Here is a 16591-nt window from a genome sequence, read left to right on the forward strand (position 1 = left end):
TCTAACCTATTCTTTACGATCTTTTTCTAGGATACGCAGACTGATATCAAAATCACGCATATCTGTTTCATTGAGTTCTCTCAAGACTTGGTCTAGCTCAAGGTCAAATTGTTCGATAGCTGCTTTAGCTTGCTCTAAGCGTTCTTCTGCTCGATTATAGTTCTTCGGATTGGCCTTAATCTTCAAATAGCCTTCTAAAATCGTTTGGAATTTCTCCATCTTCAAACTATGAATGGCAGTCAATTCTTCCTTATCACCCTCAGCAGAGGTAGCAATCTTGTCTAAAATGGCCTGATGATCAATGGCAATATTGGCTAATGTCTGGGACAATTCTGGAGCTAATTCCTCTGGCTCCGCATTCTCAAGATCTACCTGACTTTCTCTATCTAAACGTTCTAGCTGAACATCGATGTTTGCCCTTACTGTACGAACCTTTTTATCAATACGGTTATAGACATCATCGTCGATATAGGACTTTAGACGATCCGCCTCCTGATGGATTTCTCGCAGTTCGATTAATACTTGATTGGCCAGACTCTTATAGAACTCTGAGCCTTTTTCTACTAAAGTTTCCTCCAATTGCTGAATATCTTTGTCCGCCTGGCGAATCCGAGCCTTTAAAAGCTCAATCCGATCATCGAGCGAACGATCCTGCAAAAGAGGATAGCGTAAACGTTTGTAGAGACGATAACCACCATAGCCTAGCAGGACACAAGCCGCAAGTGGAAGAGCATATTGAACCAAAAGGCCCAACAAGAACAAGAAGCCCCAAAAATAGAGACAGCCTTTCCAAAAACCATTACCCGATTTCATAAACATTCCTTATTTTCAATTTATAAGTCTATTTTAGCACAAAAGACAAAAATGAGGGCGGAAATTCCCTAGAAAAGAATTGATTTCTTTGATATAGAATGGAGCTTGGTAGCGCGTGGTCTAATTTCAGTGAAGCTGACTCAAACCACAAACACACTCTGGGGAATATCAAAACAAAAGCTTGAAATATCGGGGGAGTTGTGTTAGAATGAACTTACAATGTGAGTAAAGTTACAGCATATGTAACTAAAAAAGCCCCACCGTGCCACCGATGGGGTTTTTTGCTACCCTCTAAAAGGGTTAACCATTACTTTTTACGTTTCTTAAGCCATAGCTTGAAAAGCTCAGATAACACGTTAATAAGTAACGGAGCTAGAAACACTGTGAGTAAAGTTTCTAACATATGTAACACCTCCCTTCATTAAAGTGAGGGGGCCAAAATATTATATCATACCAGATTTATATCATCAACATCGCTTAATTCTTGGAATAGATAGACTTAGATACACAAATAACCTCACTAGCAAATCTCTATACAAACTCAGAAATCAAGCTTTTAAGACAAAGCAAAAAGCCCCTAGATTCATAGCTAAGGGCTAATTGACTTGCAAGGATAGGCAGGACTGTCGGGGCTCCTGCATTTCTCGACCCACTTATAAGTGGCGCGTTGGTGACAGATTCTCAACCTCTATCCTTCATATCTTCATTATAGCACTTTTTTCTCAACTTTCAATCTGTGCATCTGAATTTATTGTCTATCTTTTTCTCTAGTGTCCTTCAACAATATTGCACTTCAACCTCACTCATGATTTCCAGCAAAGTTTTCTCGTTAATCTGTAAAGAAATTAACTCATCAAAAGATACCACTTTATATTCATTATCTCCAAGTACGACTACAATGTCATAAACAGAATTAGGAAAAATACCACATACTTGACCCTTATAATCAAAAGAAGCGTCCCAACCATTGTCATACAATGCTTGTAAATCATCTAATATCGCCATAATATATCTTGATTCTCCTATATAAGATATTCCACAACTTATCCAAAACCGTATGAAAATTTATCCGGCAACTCTTTTCCTAACTGAATACTTTTAGTCAAGGTATCTTTGACAAATGAAGTAAATTGCCCTAAATCATCTCCAACATAGCTATATTCCAAAGTAATTTTATCGATAGTTGCAATACCTTTACAACCTCCACTCACAATAGAATACTGCCTCTTAGAGGTTCCATCTTCTATTTTGTACATCGTAATAATTTGTTTATCAATCTTTATCATTTTCTATTTGGTGTAAAATAAGGCACTGAAATTATTCTTGACTCTCAAAAATATAATTGCAACAAGGTATCGAAATCGTCTTCGAAAACATTTTGACTATTCTGTTTTATTTGCTCAATGATTTTATCCTTTTTATCTCTGTCCAAAGGGAGTGTTTCAAACGCTTCTTCTTTTACTAAGAATTCACCATTTTCTCCCTGAAATTCTTTTGTAATTTTTCTAATATAACTCTCGAAATCGATAGATTGAAGTTCTTCGTCGTTGATGTTATCTTCAATCGCATCTAGCAACAAATTGATTGAAATTTTAATCATCTTTAAATACTTCCCTATGCGTAAATACCGCCACTTTATTCATCAAGTCGTCCTCTGTGTAGTCAATTGTAAAAGTATCTAAATTAAAGATAGATTTAGGTGGAGTTGAACAAATCATAGGGACACTATGTACCCTATACTCGTTTTCCCCAATTCTCACAAAATGATTGATTTTCAAATCTGAAAAATCAGGATTCTCAACAGTAATAGAAACAAGACGATGCGCTATTTTATAAACATCAATTATCTTATTTTTCATGTTTAACTTATCCATAATTATTATTTTAATACTTATGTTCTTGGTAATCAAAACCTATTTTAGATTTAATACTATCAAATAAATCTAAAATAGATTGTGGAGTGTCTTTCTTAAATGATACAGCAGATTTATCCTGGTCTGGATAAACTTGGTCAACCCACTCATGAATTTGATTATAAAAAATCAACAGCTCTTTGCTTGGTGGTATCATCATATCTAGAACGAAACCTCCTTTACTTTAAGTTCATTATAAACTTTCCTATTCTAATATTCAATCAACAAGAGATTATTACGATAGCTTTTTAACTTCTTTTCTACTTCGTCAGTGGTCAAGCTGCTACTCCTTTATGATATAATTAGTTTAAAGAGAAGTGAGGTAGAAATAATAGTGTCGCTACGCAACTTCATAGTATGAGATGACGGGACAGGCACACCGTCCACTACTCTTGAGCGCTTAGATTATTCTAGGTGCTTTTTTATTTTCTCTTGGTTCGCTCTTACTTCAGGACTACTCTCATACCATGAGATAAGCCATTAAGAGGTGTTTTCTCTCTTATCTCCTTACCATTCTGCAGGCAATTAAGGCAAGTTGTTCCTTTTCTTATCTGCTAATCATTTTATAAACATCAAATTTAAAATAACAAACTTTTAAACTTCTATTATTTCCCCAATACGCAAACAATAAAACACTATCAACTCGTTTAAACACACGTTTCAAACATGCTGGTGTACCTAATATTGGATTCCACGGTTTCAGACACACACATGCTAGTCTTTTGCTAAACTCTGGAATACCCTATAAAGAATTACAACATCGTCTAGGTCATTCTACACTAGCTATGACTATGGACACTTACAGTCATCTCTCCAAAGAAAAAGCAAAAACAGCCGTCTCATTTTATGAGAAAGCTGTAAGTTCGTTATAAGTGATGACAAAAATGATGACAAACCCAGAAATCAACGTTTTAATACAAAGCAAAAAGCCCACTGTTGTAGGCTTTCTGTAAGATATATCTTAAAATTAAAGCATTTTGTTGTAGAATTCAACGACAAGTGCTTCGTTGATTTCTGGGTTGATTTCGTCGCGTTCTGGCAAGCGAGTCAATGAACCTTCCAATTTTTCAGCGTCGAATGATACGAATGCTGGACGTCCAAGAGTAGCTTCTACTGCTTCAAGGATTGCTGGAACTTTCAATGATTTTTCACGAACTGAGATCACTTGACCTGGAGTTACGCGGTATGATGGGATGTCAACGCGTTTTCCGTCAACAAGGATGTGACCGTGGTTTACGAATTGACGAGCTTGACGACGAGTAGTCGCAAGACCAAGACGGTAAACAACGTTATCCAAACGACGTTCCAAAAGAAGCATGAAGTTGAAACCTAGGATTCCGCCTTTGATTTTTGTAGCTTGTACGAACAAGTTACGGAATTGTTTTTCACCTACACCGTAAGTGAAACGAAGTTTTTGTTTTTCAGCCAATTGCAAACCGTATTCTGACAATTTAGAACGGTTGTTTGGTCCGTGTTGTCCTGGTACGTAGTTACGACGTGCCAATTCTTTACCTGTACCTGTAAGTGAAAGGCCAAGGCGACGAGCTTGTTTCCAAGATGGTCCTGTATAACGTGACATATGAATGTCCTCCTGATATAAATAATATTTCGGTGGAAATAGTCACTTAGAAAGCCCTGATTCGTGCAGATGCCCTTCGCCTAAACAGCCAAGGTTACTTATCATAAGACACCTGTTGACGAGCTTCATGCTTTCCTGCTGATATTTCACACAAAATCCATTTTACCATGAATGGCTAGATTTGTAAAGGGTTTTTAAGCTTTATTTTCATTACCAGAGAGGTTAAGAAGGAGGGTAAAGGTGCTTCCGAGGCCGTACTGGCTGGTAACTGTGATTTCTCCACCCAATTGATGGGCCAATTCACGCGCAATCGCAAGACCAAGACCATGACCACCTGTTTTCATGTTACGCGAAGTTTCTACACGATAAAGGCGTTTGAAAATATTCTCCAAATCCTCTGAGGCAATCCCCTGTCCCTCATCGGTCACACTGATTGAAAGCTGGTTATTTTCCAGCTTAGCCACCACTTCCAGCTTGGTTCCTGGAGCAGAGTATTTAAAAGCGTTATTGACCAGATTCACCAAGATACGAGAAAGTTTGGCATAATCTCCTTCAATCCGGGCAGACTCTGGGATTACCTGCAAATGGACATCTCGCTCCTCCTGCTCAATCAAGAACTGAAATTCACTCATGCACTCAATCAAGAGCTGGTCCAGAAAAATACTGTCCTTGCTGGTCGTTTCCATCTGATTTTTAGCTGTATTTAGAGTCAAAAAATTCAACTCTTCAACCAGTTTATTGAGTCTTTCCGTCTGACGCCCAATGGTTGCTAGATAATGGTCCTGTTCTCCTTCCTTGATAACCCCATCCAAAATCCCTTCTACCGTCGCTTGGATTGAAGTGATGGGGGTCTTGATATCATGCGAAAGTTGAGCAATCATCAAGCCCTTTTCTCGTTCGCTTTCTTCCAAGGAATCAAAGGTCGCCTGCAAATCATGAGACATTTCATTGAAAGCTTGGCCTAATTGCTGAAATTCTACAGGTCCTTGAACCTCCAAATTTGCAGGAAAATCCTTATCCGCTACCCGCTTGGCATGTTCCTTGAGTTTGGCCAATGATGTAAAGACAGGCGACAGGAGAAAGAGACTAATCCCAGCACCGACAAGGCTGGCAACGATGGTCATTCCAAGCAGAAAGTAAATCTCGCTTTTCTCAATCAGCATTTTTTGAACAGCCCAAAAAACCACGATAATCGTTAGGAGTGTTGAAATGACATACCCCACTAAAATATAACTTTTTAATTTCATTGACTACCTCGTGCTTTCTCAATTTTGTAGCCCAAACCCCAGACAGTTTTTATAGCAGGCGTTTCTGCGCTGGCATGTTTAGCCAACTCCTGTCGAAGAGCATGAATATGAACATTCAAGGTATTAGTATCATCCACATAGTCTTCTTGCCAGACCTTTTCATAGAGGTCTGTCTTAGAAAAAACTCTCTCTGGATTGCTGGCTAAAAGCCATAGAAGTTCGAAGGATTTGACTGTCAAATCAAGCGCCACATCTCCGACTTGGACCTCATGACTACCGTGATTCATCCGTAAATCCCCGAGACTGACGACTTCTGTCTCACCTCCACGATGAAGGCGACGCAAGATATTGTGGACACGCAAAACCAGCTCACGTGGACTAAAGGGCTTGGCAATAAAGTCATCTGCCCCTAAGCTCAGGCCGTAAATCTTGTCCTGCTCGCTAGTCTTAGCCGTGATAAAGAGAAAAGGCTGATCTGGAGATTGATACTGAACCTCACTAATCAAATCATAACCATCCATCCGAGGCATCATGATATCTGTAATAATCAAATCAATCGCTTTTCTCTTGAAGATTTCCAAGGCCTCTACCCCATCATGGGCCACTAAAACCTGATATCCTGCCTGAACCAGATAGCGTTGATGAATATCTGTGATTTCTACCTCGTCGTCAACGAGTAAAATTGTCTTTCCCATCTGTCTCTCCTTTGAAAAAAACAGTGCTATACCACAATAGTATAACACTATTTTTATCTCTTTACGAACATTCTAAACGATATCTGGATTTTTCAAATCCTAGATAGAAAGTCTGTAACTAGACTAGTCATTTTCCTCTTTTTTAGCTTTCAAACCGAGTCCACCTAGAAGTCCGGCCAAAGCTAATCCAAAGAATCCAAGAGTAGCCATTGATGTTTGGGCTTCACCAGTATATGGAAGCATGTCTTTTTGGCCTTTCATGTGAGCAGCCATCATTGGACTTGATACCTTGTTAGTAGATGCCATCTTGCCTTCATCAGGCATTTTACTTGAGGTTACCATAGGCTGGCTAGCATTCATGGTTTTGTCCTGCTCTTTGTTAGGCATCATCTTATCTTGGCTAACAGCTGGCATTTTAGATTTCATATCATTGAGGGGCTTATACCCATTCAAGTTCACTGTCAATTCTTTAGACGCTACGAGGTTGCTCAAATCGGCCTTGCCATCTTTCGCACCGTATACCTTGATGGTAGCTTTATAGCTTTGCGTACCGTTTTGTTTCAAAAGGTCTAGAAGCTCTTTGTCAGATTTACCTTGAGTACCGGCCAAGTCTACTTCATAGAAGTAAAGGCCTTTGCCCAATTTTTCTACTGGTGGAAGAGCAGGATTTTTGGCTGAACCATTGTCTGACCATGGAGCCTTGTCGGATGCTTTCAAGATAAGGCGAGTTAACATACCGTCACCGGCGAAAAATTCGTATGGAATAACTTGATTGACACCAGCTGTGAATGGACCTGGGAAGTTGGCTTTATCCAAGTAAGTAGCTGGAACATCTACTGTGTCTTTGGTATTGTCAGCCACGCCTTTTTGGACTTCAGTTGGGGTAGTTAAGCCATTCAAGTTCACTGTCAATTCTTTAGACGCTACCAGATTGCTCAAGTCTGCCTTGCCGTCTTTCGCACCGTACACTTTGATAGTAGCTTTATAGCTTTGCGTACCGTTTTGTTTTAAAAGGTCAAGCAGCTCTTTGTCAGATTTACCTTGAGTACCGGCCAAATCCACTTCGTAGAAGTAGAGGCCTTTGCCTAATTTTTCTACTGGTGGAAGAGCGGGGTTTTTAGCTGAACCATTGTCTGACCATGGAGCCTTGTCAGATGCTTTCAAAATCAAACGAGTCAACATACCATCTCCGGCGAAGAATTCGTATGGAATGACTTGGTTAACACCTGCTGTGAATGGGCCAGGGAAATTGGCTTTGTCCAAATAAGTGGCTGGTACATCTACTGTGTCTTTAGTATTGTCGGCCACGCCTTTTTGAACTTCAGCTGGAGTAGTTAAGCCGTTCAAATTAACATCCAAATCCTTAGTCGCTACGAGATTTGTCAAATCAGCCTTGCCATCTTTAGCGCCGTACACCTTGATAGTCGCCTTGTAGCTTTGAGTGCCGTTTTGTTTCAAGAGGTCTAGAAGCTCTTTATCTGATTTTCCTTGAGTACCTGCCAAGTCCACTTCATAGAAGTAGAGACCTTTGCCCAATTTTTCTACTGGTGGAAGGGCTGGGTTTTTAGCTGAGCCGTTGTCTGACCATGGGGCTTTGTCTGAGGCTTTCAAAATAAGACGAGTCAACATACCGTCGCCGGCGAAGAATTCGTAAGGAATAACTTGATTAACACCGGCTGTGAATGGACCTGGGAAATTAGCTTTATCCAAGTAAGTAGCTGGGACATCTACTGTGTCTTTAGTATTGTCGGCCACGCCTTTTTGAACTTCAGCTGGAGTAGTCAAGCCATTCAAGTTGACATCCAAATCTTTAGTCGCTACGAGATTAGTCAAATCAGCCTTGCCGTCTTTAGCACCGTACACTTTGATGGTAGCTTTATAGCTTTGAGCGCCGTTTTGTTTCAAGAGGTCTAGAAGCTCTTTATCAGATTTACCTTGAGTACCTGCCAAGTCTACTTCGTAGAAGTAGAGACCTTTCCCCAATTTCTCAACTGGTGGAAGAGCGGGGTTTTTAGCTGAACCATTGTCTGACCATGGGGCCTTGTCAGAAGCTTTCAAGATAAGGCGAGTTAACATACCATCTCCGGCGAAGAACTCATATGGAATGACTTGGTTGACACCAGCTGTAAATGGGCCTGGGAAATTAGCTTTGTCCAAGTAAGTAGCTGGTACATCCACTGTATCTTTAGTGTTGTCAGCCACGCCTTTTTGGACTTCAGCTGGAGTGGTTGCTGGTTGAGTTTCACTTGCTTCACGGTCTTGTCCAGCAACTGTAGCTGCAGGACTTTCCACAGGTTTAACCGCATCTTCTGTTTCTTTCTTAGATTCTGGTTTTGCTTGCGCTTCTTCTTTTGGTGCTACTACTGGCTCTTTAGCACCTGCATCTGCTTTTTCTGGAGAGCTTGCAGTATCCAAGCTTGCTTTAGGTGTTGAATCTGCCTGTTCTGAAGGAAGAGCTGTATCGACTGCTTCTTTGAGAACTCCTACTGGTAAGTAGCTCTTTTCACTCACCGCAGTCGCATCTGGCGCTACTTGAGCAGGGCTTGGATTGACCACATCGGCACGTACAGAACTTGGTTGACCAACTAGGACAAAAAAGCCACTAGCCACAACAACTGAGGCAACACCGACACTAAGACGGCGAATAGACCAACGAGTATATCTTTGATTTGGATTGAATTTCATAGGATTCTCCTTAGAGTTTTTCTTTATTTGATGACTCTAGTATAATCTCCTAAAATTAAAAAGGATTAAGAAAAAGTTAAAATTTTTCTTAAATCCCTCTTATAAAATACTTATATTAATTTTTTTACGAATTTAATTCTGCCAAATCATCTAGATACTGGTTGTTAATGACCGCCAAGATATAGGCATCCGCCTTCAAGAGATCATTAGGGCCAAACTGGACATCCAGCGGTGAATTTTCTTGTTCACGAAATCCTAGGACATTGAGGTTATATTTGCCACGTAAATCCAGCTGGCTCAAGCTTTGACCTGCCCAGACACTAGGAATTTTCATCTCTACGATAGACACATTTTTATCCAGCTGAAAGACATCAACATTGTTATGAAAGAGAATGGTCTGCGCTAGAGACTGCCCCATTTCATACTCAGGTGAAATCACCGAGTCAGCACCGATTTTTTCTAGCACCTTCTTAGCTGTCTGGCTTTTGACCTTGGCAATAACCCTTGGTACCCCTAGACTCTTACAATGCATAACTGCAAGCACACTCGACTCTAGATTTTCCCCTGTTGCCACTACAACCGTATCACAGGTATCAATTCCTGCAGTTCTGAGGAGTTCCTCATCTGTAATATCGCCCACAACTCCACGCGCCAAAACTGGCTCAAATTGATTGATACGCTCAGCGTGGTCGTCAATGGCAATAATATTCATATCTTGCTTGGCTAGGGCCGTCAGGACACTACTCCCGAAAATCCCCAAACCTAAAATTCCAATCGTACGATCTGACATAGTTCTTCCTTTCTTATCCAATACTAATATCTGCTTTCATATACTGAATCAAATCTTTCTTATCAGGCTGGTAATCCGCTAGACTGACCAGCAAGGTCAAGGGACCGATACGGCCAATAAACATGAGTACCATGACAATGCTGAGAGCTAACTTGCCCAGTTCTGGTGTCAGATTTGCCGTTACCCCAACTGTCGCAAGGGCTGAAATGGTCTCAAACATGAGGTAAATAAATCGCGGTGTTCCTTCTGCTGTAATTCCCAACAACATCAAGCCCAACAAGAAGGTCATCAAAAAGATAATGAAGACACTAAAGGATTTTTGAACTGTTCGAGCCTCAATGGTTCTCTGCGCAACATTGGCATGAGGCAAGCCCAGCAATTCACTACGCGCAAAAACCAACAAGACAAAGAAAGTCGTAATCTTGAGACCCCCAGCCGTCCCTCCAGGCGCCCCTCCGAGAAACATCTGTAGGATATAGATAAACAGGGTCACAGGCCGAGCTTGAGTGTAGTCAATAGAGGCAAAGCCAGCTGTTCTCATGCTGACGGTTTGGAAAAAGCTAACCAGCACTTTCTCTGGAACGCTGAGATTGCCAATGGTTCCTGGATTGTGCCACTCCGTAAAGAGTGTAGATACTGTCCCAAACAGCAAAATCCCTGCAGTCAAGAAGAGAACCAACTTGGTGTGGAAACGCAGACGGCGTTTTTTCTTCTTATCAAACTGGGTTGCTAAGTCAAACCAGACCATAAAGCCGAGACCACCCGTGATAATCAAACCAGCAATGACCAGATTGATCAAGGGATCCGTCTGAAAAGCCACTAAACTGCTACTGCCGAAATTATCAAAACCAGCATTACAAAAGGCTGAAATGGCTAAAAAGATGGAGGTAAAAATGCCCCTTCCCCAGCCGAACTCAGGAATAAAACGGAAACTTAGTAGAAAGGCACCCAAGCCCTCCACCAGAAAAGTCGTCAAAAAGATAGACCGCATAAAGGACTTCAAAGACTTACTTTCCCCATAACTAAAACTCTCCTGAATGGTTTCACGACTACGCAGACTAAGCTTTTGCTTGCCTTGGATATAAAAAATCCCGATAAAGGTCATGAGCCCCAGACCACCAATCTGTATCAAGAGCATACAAATCAACTGCCCCCAGACATTATAGGTAGTAGCCACTGGTTGCGTAAAAAGACCAGTCACACAGACCATGGACACCGTCGTAAAGAGATGGTCAAAATAAGTAGCCTGAGAACCACTTGCCTGAACAAAAGGCAAACTCAAAAGAAGAGAACCTATAAAAATAACTCCAGCGAAACTCAGAAAAATCCGACGAGCTGGCGAAAGTCCGCCCAAGGCTCTTTCAATTTTTTTCACAAATAATTTAAATAACATACATCCATTGTACCATAAAAAGAAGAAGAGTAGCTAGAACTGAAAGGCAATCTCAAGGCAGAGTTCCAAGGCCTTCTCGAAAGTTTCTGAACCCCAGTCACGACTATCGTACTGATCCAAGTCTGCTAAAGAATCAGCTGTGAACAACAATTCTCCCCAGAGAACCCCACGCAGTTGGGCTACTGCCGCAAGCGCAGAACACTCCATCTCCACAACAGCACAGCCTTCTTCCTTACGATAAGACACCTTTTCAGCCGTTTCTCGGTAAAAACCGTCTGTCGTCCAGGTCATGACTTCTTCATAGGGAATCCCTCTGGCTTCCAACACTCGCTCAATAGCAGCAATAGCCTCTGGCTGCATTTCCATATAACGAGAAGGTGCCACATAGTGATAACTAGCTCCTTCATCTCGCAGAGCGCGAACAGGGACTAGAAAGGCATTTTCTTCTATATCAGCCAGCACTCCACAGGTACCTGTAGAAATAATCTGCTCCACACCATATCCAATCAACCAATCCATAAACTGGGCTGCTGGAGCGGAGCCCACAGGAGCCTGAGCCAGACAAATCTCCTCGCCCTTGTAGTTCACGACATAGACTGGATAGGTCTTGGTGGCTGAAACAAATTCGCCGACACAGTCCGCCCCTACTTCCCTCGCATAGCAGTCAATCTCCTCACCTAAAAAAGCATAGACACACTTCTTGGGCAAGTGCAAGTCCAGCCCCTCGTGATTGGGCATGATGACCGCCTGAGGATTGTCGTCAAACTCTAAAATAGGAATCGCATGTTTCTGAATCATAACCCACCTCCTCTAATTTTGTACTATTGTATCAAAAGCTGACAGAGTGTCAAGTAGGGGGTTGATGAACTGAGGATAAAAACAATACAATCTCCACCAACTCAAAACAACTTGCTTGACAAAAGCTTGACTTCATGGTTTAATATACCCCATAAGGGTATATTAGGAGGTGCCTATGTTTCACTTATTTACAAAAATTGACAGTATTTCTACCAGCGAGTTAGAAGCCAAACTCAAGGAACCAATTCAGCTACTGGATGTTCGGACGCCGATGGAATTTCGTAGAGGCCATATCAAAAATGCCAAAAATGTTCCTCTAACCGAAATTGGTTCCTACACACCAGCGACAAAAGAAACACTCTATGTCATTTGTCATTCTGGTGTGCGAAGCAAACTAGCTGCGAAAAAGCTAAAGAAAAAAGGATATGATGTCATCAATGTCCGAGGCGGTATGAGCGCTTGGACAGGTAAGGTCATCTAGATATATAAAGGAGAAAGTCAATGAAAATTATCATTGTCGGAGGAGTTGCAGGCGGTATGTCAGCAGCAACCCGCCTCAGACGTCTCATGGAAGACGCTGAAATCACTATTTTTGAGAAAGGTCCCTTTGTTTCCTTTGCAAACTGCGGACTTCCTTACTATGTTTCAGGAGAAATTGCAAACCGTGATAGCTTATTGGTCCAAACTCCTGAAAGTCTCAAAGCACGCTTTAATTTGGATGTTCGTCCTTTCCATGAAGTCATCAGCATTTCGCCAGCAAAGCACACTGTGACCATACGCCATGATGGACAGGAATTCACAGAAAGCTACGACAAGCTGATCCTCTCCCCAGGAGCTAAACCATTTGTTCCTACCATTGAAGGCTTGGTAGAAGCTAAGAACGCCTACACTCTTCGCAATGTTCCCGATCTCGATGAAATCATGGCAGCCTTGGACAATTATCCAAAAGAAGCTGTCGTTATTGGTGCAGGCTTTATCGGGCTTGAAATGGCTGAAAATCTGGCAAAACGTGGCCTGCAAGTTACTATTGTTGAGAAAGCACCCCATGTCTTGCCACCATTAGATCAAGAAATGGCAGCCTTTGTCCAAGCAGAATTGGTTAAAAACGGTGTTCGCGTTATCACTTCTCAGTCTGCGATTCGATTTGAAGACCAAGGAAAAATCATCGTTCTCGAAAACGGGCAAAAGATCACTTCTGACCTCACCATCCTTTCTGTCGGTGTTGAACCTGAAAACGGACTGGCAAAAGCTGCGGGGATTGAACTGGGACTTCGTGGTGGTATCCTAGTCGATGAACATTACGAAACCAGTCAAAAAGATATTTATGCTGTCGGTGACGCTATCATTGTCAAGCAAGAAATCACAGGCCAAGATGCCCTCATCTCTCTCGCTTCTCCTGCCAATCGTCAGGGACGCCAAGTGGCAGACGTCATCGCAGGACTAGAACGTACAAACAAGGGAAGTATCGGCACTGCTATCGTTCGTGCCTTTGATATGACAGCTGCTTCGACTGGGCTCAGCGAGCGTATCCTTAGCATGAATCAACTTCCTTACAAGCCCCTTCATGTCAGCGGTAAAGACCATGCTGGTTATTATCCAGGCGCTACTGATATGACCTTGAAGCTCCTCTTTAACCCAAACACTGGAAAAATCTACGGTGCCCAAGGAGTTGGTAAGAAAGGCGTTGACAAGCGCATCGATATCCTGGCAACTGCTATCAAGGGAAATCTCACCGTCTTTGACTTACCAGAGTTAGAGTTTACCTATGCGCCACCATTTGGTTCTGCCAAGGATCCCGTCAATATGCTGGGCTACGCAGCCTTAAACCTTGTCGAAGGTCTCAGCGACAATATTCAATGGTATCAGCTCGAAGACGAACTAGCTAAGGGTAAGAAATTCCTAGATGTGCGGACAAGTGGCGAACTTCAAAGTGGTCGACTTAAGGTAGACACTATACACATCCCCCTAAACGAACTACGGGAACGCTTGAATGAACTGGACAAGAACCAGGCCTACATCGTCAGCTGCCACAGTGGTTTACGCAGCTATATCGCAGAGCGTATCCTCAAGCAAGCAGGATTTACCGTACAAAACCTTGACGGCGCTTATTCACTATACAAAATGGCTAACCCAGAAGGAGTAGAATATGGAAACTAGTATCAGTATGGCTGACTTTTATGAAAAATATCAAAATGAAAATTTAGAGCTTATCGATGTCCGTGAAGCACATGAATTCCAAGCAGGACATGCACCAGGTGCCAAAAATCTTCCGTTAAGTACCTTAGAGCAGGGCTACAAAGAACTCAATTCTGACCGTACATACCATGTCATCTGTCAAGGAGGAGTACGTTCTGCCTCTGCCTGCCAATTTCTCAGCGCCCAAGGCCTCACTGTTACCAATGTAGAAGGTGGCATGAATGCTTGGCCAGGTCAAGTAGAATAATCAAAAGGAGCTGGGCAAAAACTCAACTTCAGGAGAAAATGAAGTAAATTTCCCCACAATAAAACGCATACTATCAAGGCTTTCAACACCTGATAGTATGCGTTCTTTTATTTTAAAGACTTTTTCCAGCCTCTCTTGATTCACATTAAACTATTCTACTAGCAGAGATCTTTGCAACTCTCATCTCTTTATTTCCGTTTAATCAAGTATCGGATGGCCTTTTCTAGGCGTTCCTTTTGAGCTTCAGGATCATCTAGTGGCTGATTGATACATTCAGTAAGGTTTTCCGTAATTATCATCTCAATCACGCGCTCCACACTAGATTTCACTGCTGTCAGTTGCGTCACAATATCAGCACAGTCACGATCTTCTTCAATCATCTTTTGAATCCCACGCAACTGGCCCTCTGAACGTTTCAAACGAGTAATATACTTTGAGTTTGTCATTTCTTTTTCCTTGCTCGATTTTTCTTCATTATATCTCTAATCAGCTTCTTTGTCAAAATTCTCGCCCATCCAGCTCACTCAGTTCTGTTATCAAAGACTTTTCAAAAGGTAAACTAGCCATACTGATAATTTACTAGAGTTTTCTAGTTTTACCTTGCTAAACGAATACGAGTCACAATTCCGTCTGAGTCTGTGATTTCCAACTGGCTAGATGTCAGCCACTTAACTGGTGCATCAACTTCTTGCGCTCGCTGGGCAATCGTTAACAGTTCTTCTTTATGCGCGACTTCAATGACATAGTAGGCTAAACCTGGCAAACCTGCCTTACGCGGAGCCAGATTTTTTCCTCCCCATTCGTTGACTGCCAAATGATGATGATAATCTCCAGCTGCAATCCAACTAGCGCTAGGCACACTGAACTTATCCTCTAGTCCTAACACCTTTTGATAAAACTGGCTGGACTTTCGACTATCCTTGACGGAAAGATGGATATGGCCCATTCTCGTACCTTCTGCTAGGATAAAGGGCTCTACTCTTTCCCCCAACTCATAGATAGCCTGTGCCGCAAGAGCCTCAGTGACCCCGATAATACGTCCATCTTCTCGAATATCCCATGTGGAAACCGGCTTATCTCGATAGAGTTCAATGCCGTTCCCCTCCAAATCCTCCAAGTAAAGAGCCTCACTGTAACCGTGGTCTGCACCGCCGACAAGAGGAATCTGTAAATCTGTCAGGTGTTTTAAGACATTTGCCAAAGCCTTTCGTGTCGGCAAGAGAATTGCCAGATGATAAAGGCCATAATGTTCCCTCACTTCTCCGCTCTCTTGTGCTTGAATCAAGTGTACCAAGGCTTTTCCACCCAGGCCTAGAACTACCTCTGTCTCAGTTTTAGATAAGATTTCTAAACCAATAACTTGCTGATAAAAGGCTGTTTGACTTGCCAAATCCTTTACATTTAAAACTGCCTCTGCTAAATAAATGTGGCTCTTGTATTCATAGGTCATAAATAGTCCTCTTTTCTGTTGTAATACTTTTTGTTACAACTATTATATCATTCCCATCAAGAAAGTCAAGTTAGACAACTTATAGATCATGATTCTGTAATCTTGTCTATATGGGATTAGAACGAGAAAATCTACAGAGAATTGACAATAAAACCACCGAAAATTTTTAACCAATGCTATGATAACTCTCATCTCAATCCCAAAAAGAAAAGGAGCGGATATGATATCCTACTCCTTATTCTTATCAGAAAATCTAATTAGAATTAGTCTTCTTTTTTCTTGCGAGCAACAAGTCCAAATCCACTCAAGACACCTAAAAGTCCAAGTGCTGCTAAGCTAGAGTCGGCTTCTGTACCTGTGTTAGGCAATTCTTTTTGAACTTCAACATTTTTAGGTGTTGATGGTTGAGAAGCTGGTTGGTTTGGAGTTGATGGTTCAACATGCTTAGGTATGACTGTTACTGGGACTTCTACCTCTACGATTTCTCCTGATGGTAGTTTCACTTTTACTTTAACACTTGGTTTTTGTCCTGCCGTATCAGTTGCTGGGATTTCTCCAACTTCTACGATTTCGGCACCTTTTGGTAACTCAACATGTTTCTTAACATCATCTTTGCCAATTGGAGTTCCAACCTCTACTACGATTGGGGTAGTTTTAACTGTTTCTCTTGGAGCTGGAGTCGCTTTTGGAGTAACAGTTACTGGAACTTCTACTACAATAACTTTTCCATTTGGTAATTCCACAGTTACTTTGACTGGATCTTTCTTACCTGGTGTTGTCAAGTC

The 16591-nt window shown here is 41.8% G+C and carries 19 protein-coding genes and 1 pseudogene; 4 read left to right on the forward strand and 16 right to left on the reverse strand.

Annotated elements, in window-relative coordinates; genetic code table 11:
* Nucleotides 1-6 precede the first annotated feature (6 nt).
* From HMPREF2701_RS03320 to HMPREF2701_RS03345, 6 genes are all read right to left on the reverse strand, one after another.
* Entirely contained in the window at nt 7-813 is an 807-nt protein-coding gene (locus tag HMPREF2701_RS03320) for a coiled-coil domain-containing protein (RefSeq protein WP_061590564.1), read from the reverse strand.
* A 777-nt stretch (nt 814-1590) separates the two neighbouring features.
* The gene (locus HMPREF2701_RS03325) at nt 1591-1818 is read right to left on the reverse strand and encodes a hypothetical protein (RefSeq protein WP_049487712.1); all 228 of its coding nucleotides are present in this window, start codon (nt 1816-1818) and stop codon (nt 1591-1593) included.
* A gap of 38 nt (nt 1819-1856) precedes the next feature.
* Nucleotides 1857-2099, reverse strand: a complete 243-nt coding sequence (locus tag HMPREF2701_RS03330) for a hypothetical protein (RefSeq protein ID WP_049487710.1) — start codon at nt 2097-2099, stop codon at nt 1857-1859.
* Between the two features lie 44 nt (nt 2100-2143).
* A complete protein-coding gene (locus HMPREF2701_RS03335) occupies nt 2144-2413 on the reverse strand; it encodes a hypothetical protein (protein ID WP_049487708.1) in 270 nt (89 codons plus the stop codon).
* Nucleotides 2406-2672: a hypothetical protein gene (locus tag HMPREF2701_RS03340; RefSeq protein ID WP_164993750.1), complete on the reverse strand. Its 267-nt coding sequence runs from the start codon at nt 2670-2672 to the stop codon at nt 2406-2408. The genes HMPREF2701_RS03335 and HMPREF2701_RS03340 overlap by 8 nt, the downstream gene beginning before the upstream one ends.
* 25 nt (nt 2673-2697) lie before the next feature.
* The gene (locus HMPREF2701_RS03345) at nt 2698-2886 is read right to left on the reverse strand and encodes a hypothetical protein (protein ID WP_081109317.1); all 189 of its coding nucleotides are present in this window, start codon (nt 2884-2886) and stop codon (nt 2698-2700) included.
* Between the two features lie 454 nt (nt 2887-3340).
* On the opposite strand from HMPREF2701_RS03345, the pseudogene HMPREF2701_RS10615 reads away from it, so the two are divergent.
* A pseudogene (locus HMPREF2701_RS10615) lies at nt 3341-3598 on the forward strand (tyrosine-type recombinase/integrase); the annotation flags it as partial.
* A 95-nt stretch (nt 3599-3693) separates the two neighbouring features.
* On the opposite strand, the gene rpsD reads toward HMPREF2701_RS10615, so the two are convergent.
* The 7 genes from rpsD to HMPREF2701_RS03380 all read right to left on the reverse strand — a co-directional run bounded on the left by rpsD (nt 3694) and on the right by HMPREF2701_RS03380 (nt 11913).
* Nucleotides 3694-4305: a 30S ribosomal protein S4 gene (gene rpsD / locus HMPREF2701_RS03350; protein WP_000092756.1), complete on the reverse strand. Its 612-nt coding sequence runs from the start codon at nt 4303-4305 to the stop codon at nt 3694-3696.
* 194 nt (nt 4306-4499) lie between these two features.
* Complete coding sequence (locus HMPREF2701_RS03355) at nt 4500-5552, reverse strand: HAMP domain-containing sensor histidine kinase (RefSeq protein WP_061590528.1); 1053 nt, start codon at nt 5550-5552, stop codon at nt 4500-4502.
* A complete protein-coding gene (locus tag HMPREF2701_RS03360; RefSeq protein WP_061590529.1) occupies nt 5549-6247 on the reverse strand; it encodes a response regulator transcription factor in 699 nt (232 codons plus the stop codon). Before HMPREF2701_RS03360 ends, HMPREF2701_RS03355 begins: the two co-directional genes overlap by 4 nt.
* Before the next feature lie 123 nt (nt 6248-6370).
* Complete coding sequence (locus HMPREF2701_RS03365) at nt 6371-8932, reverse strand: SSURE domain-containing protein (RefSeq protein WP_070482079.1); 2562 nt, start codon at nt 8930-8932, stop codon at nt 6371-6373.
* Nucleotides 8933-9056: 124 nt separating this feature from the next.
* On the reverse strand, nt 9057-9722 hold the full coding sequence (locus HMPREF2701_RS03370) for a potassium channel family protein (RefSeq protein ID WP_001283909.1): 666 nt from the start codon (nt 9720-9722) through the stop codon (nt 9057-9059).
* 13 nt (nt 9723-9735) lie between these two features.
* Entirely contained in the window at nt 9736-11115 is a 1380-nt protein-coding gene (locus HMPREF2701_RS03375; RefSeq protein ID WP_023944048.1) for a TrkH family potassium uptake protein, read from the reverse strand.
* A gap of 33 nt (nt 11116-11148) precedes the next feature.
* Entirely contained in the window at nt 11149-11913 is a 765-nt protein-coding gene (locus tag HMPREF2701_RS03380; protein ID WP_049510872.1) for a nucleoside phosphorylase, read from the reverse strand.
* Nucleotides 11914-12088: 175 nt separating this feature from the next.
* Here HMPREF2701_RS03380 and HMPREF2701_RS03385 point away from each other — a divergent pair, with 175 nt between their 5' ends.
* The 3 genes from HMPREF2701_RS03385 to HMPREF2701_RS03395 are packed head-to-tail and all read left to right on the forward strand — an operon-like array spanning nt 12089 to nt 14356.
* Nucleotides 12089-12394, forward strand: a complete 306-nt coding sequence (locus tag HMPREF2701_RS03385; RefSeq protein WP_042749805.1) for a rhodanese-like domain-containing protein — start codon at nt 12089-12091, stop codon at nt 12392-12394.
* 20 nt (nt 12395-12414) lie between these two features.
* Complete coding sequence (locus HMPREF2701_RS03390) at nt 12415-14070, forward strand: FAD-dependent oxidoreductase (RefSeq protein WP_061590531.1); 1656 nt, start codon at nt 12415-12417, stop codon at nt 14068-14070.
* Nucleotides 14060-14356 carry a rhodanese-like domain-containing protein gene (locus HMPREF2701_RS03395; RefSeq protein WP_042749802.1) on the forward strand — a complete coding sequence of 99 codons (297 nt, stop codon included), beginning with the start codon at nt 14060-14062 and terminating at the stop codon, nt 14354-14356. The genes HMPREF2701_RS03390 and HMPREF2701_RS03395 overlap by 11 nt, the downstream gene beginning before the upstream one ends.
* 188 nt (nt 14357-14544) lie before the next feature.
* Here HMPREF2701_RS03395 and HMPREF2701_RS03400 read toward each other — a convergent pair whose 3' ends face one another.
* The 3 genes from HMPREF2701_RS03400 to HMPREF2701_RS11315 form a co-directional block, all read right to left on the reverse strand.
* Entirely contained in the window at nt 14545-14802 is a 258-nt protein-coding gene (locus HMPREF2701_RS03400; protein ID WP_000185159.1) for a metal-sensitive transcriptional regulator, read from the reverse strand.
* 149 nt (nt 14803-14951) lie between these two features.
* On the reverse strand, nt 14952-15806 hold the full coding sequence (locus HMPREF2701_RS03405) for a VOC family protein (RefSeq protein WP_070482081.1): 855 nt from the start codon (nt 15804-15806) through the stop codon (nt 14952-14954).
* Between the two features lie 263 nt (nt 15807-16069).
* A partial coding sequence (locus HMPREF2701_RS11315; RefSeq protein ID WP_222563129.1) for an LPXTG cell wall anchor domain-containing protein occupies nt 16070-16591 on the reverse strand: 522 nt, incomplete at its 5' end.

The organism is Streptococcus sp. HMSC077D04, from assembly GCF_001808785.1.
Taxonomy (GTDB): Bacteria; Bacillota; Bacilli; order Lactobacillales; family Streptococcaceae; genus Streptococcus; species Streptococcus mitis_BX.

Excerpts from the sequence above, each read along its gene's own strand:
- HMPREF2701_RS03320 (WP_061590564.1), bottom strand. The coding sequence starts at position 813 with ATGAAATCGGGTAATGGTTTTTGGAAAGGCTGTCTCTATTTTTGGGGC.
- HMPREF2701_RS03325 (WP_049487712.1), bottom strand. The coding sequence starts at position 1,818 with ATGGCGATATTAGATGATTTACAAGCATTGTATGACAATGGTTGGGAC.
- HMPREF2701_RS03330 (WP_049487710.1), bottom strand. The coding sequence starts at position 2,099 with ATGATAAAGATTGATAAACAAATTATTACGATGTACAAAATAGAAGAT.
- HMPREF2701_RS03335 (WP_049487708.1), bottom strand. The coding sequence starts at position 2,413 with ATGATTAAAATTTCAATCAATTTGTTGCTAGATGCGATTGAAGATAAC.
- HMPREF2701_RS03340 (WP_164993750.1), bottom strand. The coding sequence starts at position 2,672 with ATGAAAAATAAGATAATTGATGTTTATAAAATAGCGCATCGTCTTGTT.
- HMPREF2701_RS03345 (WP_081109317.1), bottom strand. The coding sequence starts at position 2,886 with ATGATGATACCACCAAGCAAAGAGCTGTTGATTTTTTATAATCAAATT.
- rpsD (WP_000092756.1), bottom strand. The coding sequence starts at position 4,305 with ATGTCACGTTATACAGGACCATCTTGGAAACAAGCTCGTCGCCTTGGC.
- HMPREF2701_RS03355 (WP_061590528.1), bottom strand. The coding sequence starts at position 5,552 with ATGAAATTAAAAAGTTATATTTTAGTGGGGTATGTCATTTCAACACTC.
- HMPREF2701_RS03360 (WP_061590529.1), bottom strand. The coding sequence starts at position 6,247 with ATGGGAAAGACAATTTTACTCGTTGACGACGAGGTAGAAATCACAGAT.
- HMPREF2701_RS03365 (WP_070482079.1), bottom strand. The coding sequence starts at position 8,932 with ATGAAATTCAATCCAAATCAAAGATATACTCGTTGGTCTATTCGCCGT.
- HMPREF2701_RS03370 (WP_001283909.1), bottom strand. The coding sequence starts at position 9,722 with ATGTCAGATCGTACGATTGGAATTTTAGGTTTGGGGATTTTCGGGAGT.
- HMPREF2701_RS03375 (WP_023944048.1), bottom strand. The coding sequence starts at position 11,115 with ATGTTATTTAAATTATTTGTGAAAAAAATTGAAAGAGCCTTGGGCGGA.
- HMPREF2701_RS03380 (WP_049510872.1), bottom strand. The coding sequence starts at position 11,913 with ATGATTCAGAAACATGCGATTCCTATTTTAGAGTTTGACGACAATCCT.
- HMPREF2701_RS03385 (WP_042749805.1), top strand. The coding sequence starts at position 12,089 with ATGTTTCACTTATTTACAAAAATTGACAGTATTTCTACCAGCGAGTTA.
- HMPREF2701_RS03390 (WP_061590531.1), top strand. The coding sequence starts at position 12,415 with ATGAAAATTATCATTGTCGGAGGAGTTGCAGGCGGTATGTCAGCAGCA.
- HMPREF2701_RS03395 (WP_042749802.1), top strand. The coding sequence starts at position 14,060 with ATGGAAACTAGTATCAGTATGGCTGACTTTTATGAAAAATATCAAAAT.
- HMPREF2701_RS03400 (WP_000185159.1), bottom strand. The coding sequence starts at position 14,802 with ATGACAAACTCAAAGTATATTACTCGTTTGAAACGTTCAGAGGGCCAG.
- HMPREF2701_RS03405 (WP_070482081.1), bottom strand. The coding sequence starts at position 15,806 with ATGACCTATGAATACAAGAGCCACATTTATTTAGCAGAGGCAGTTTTA.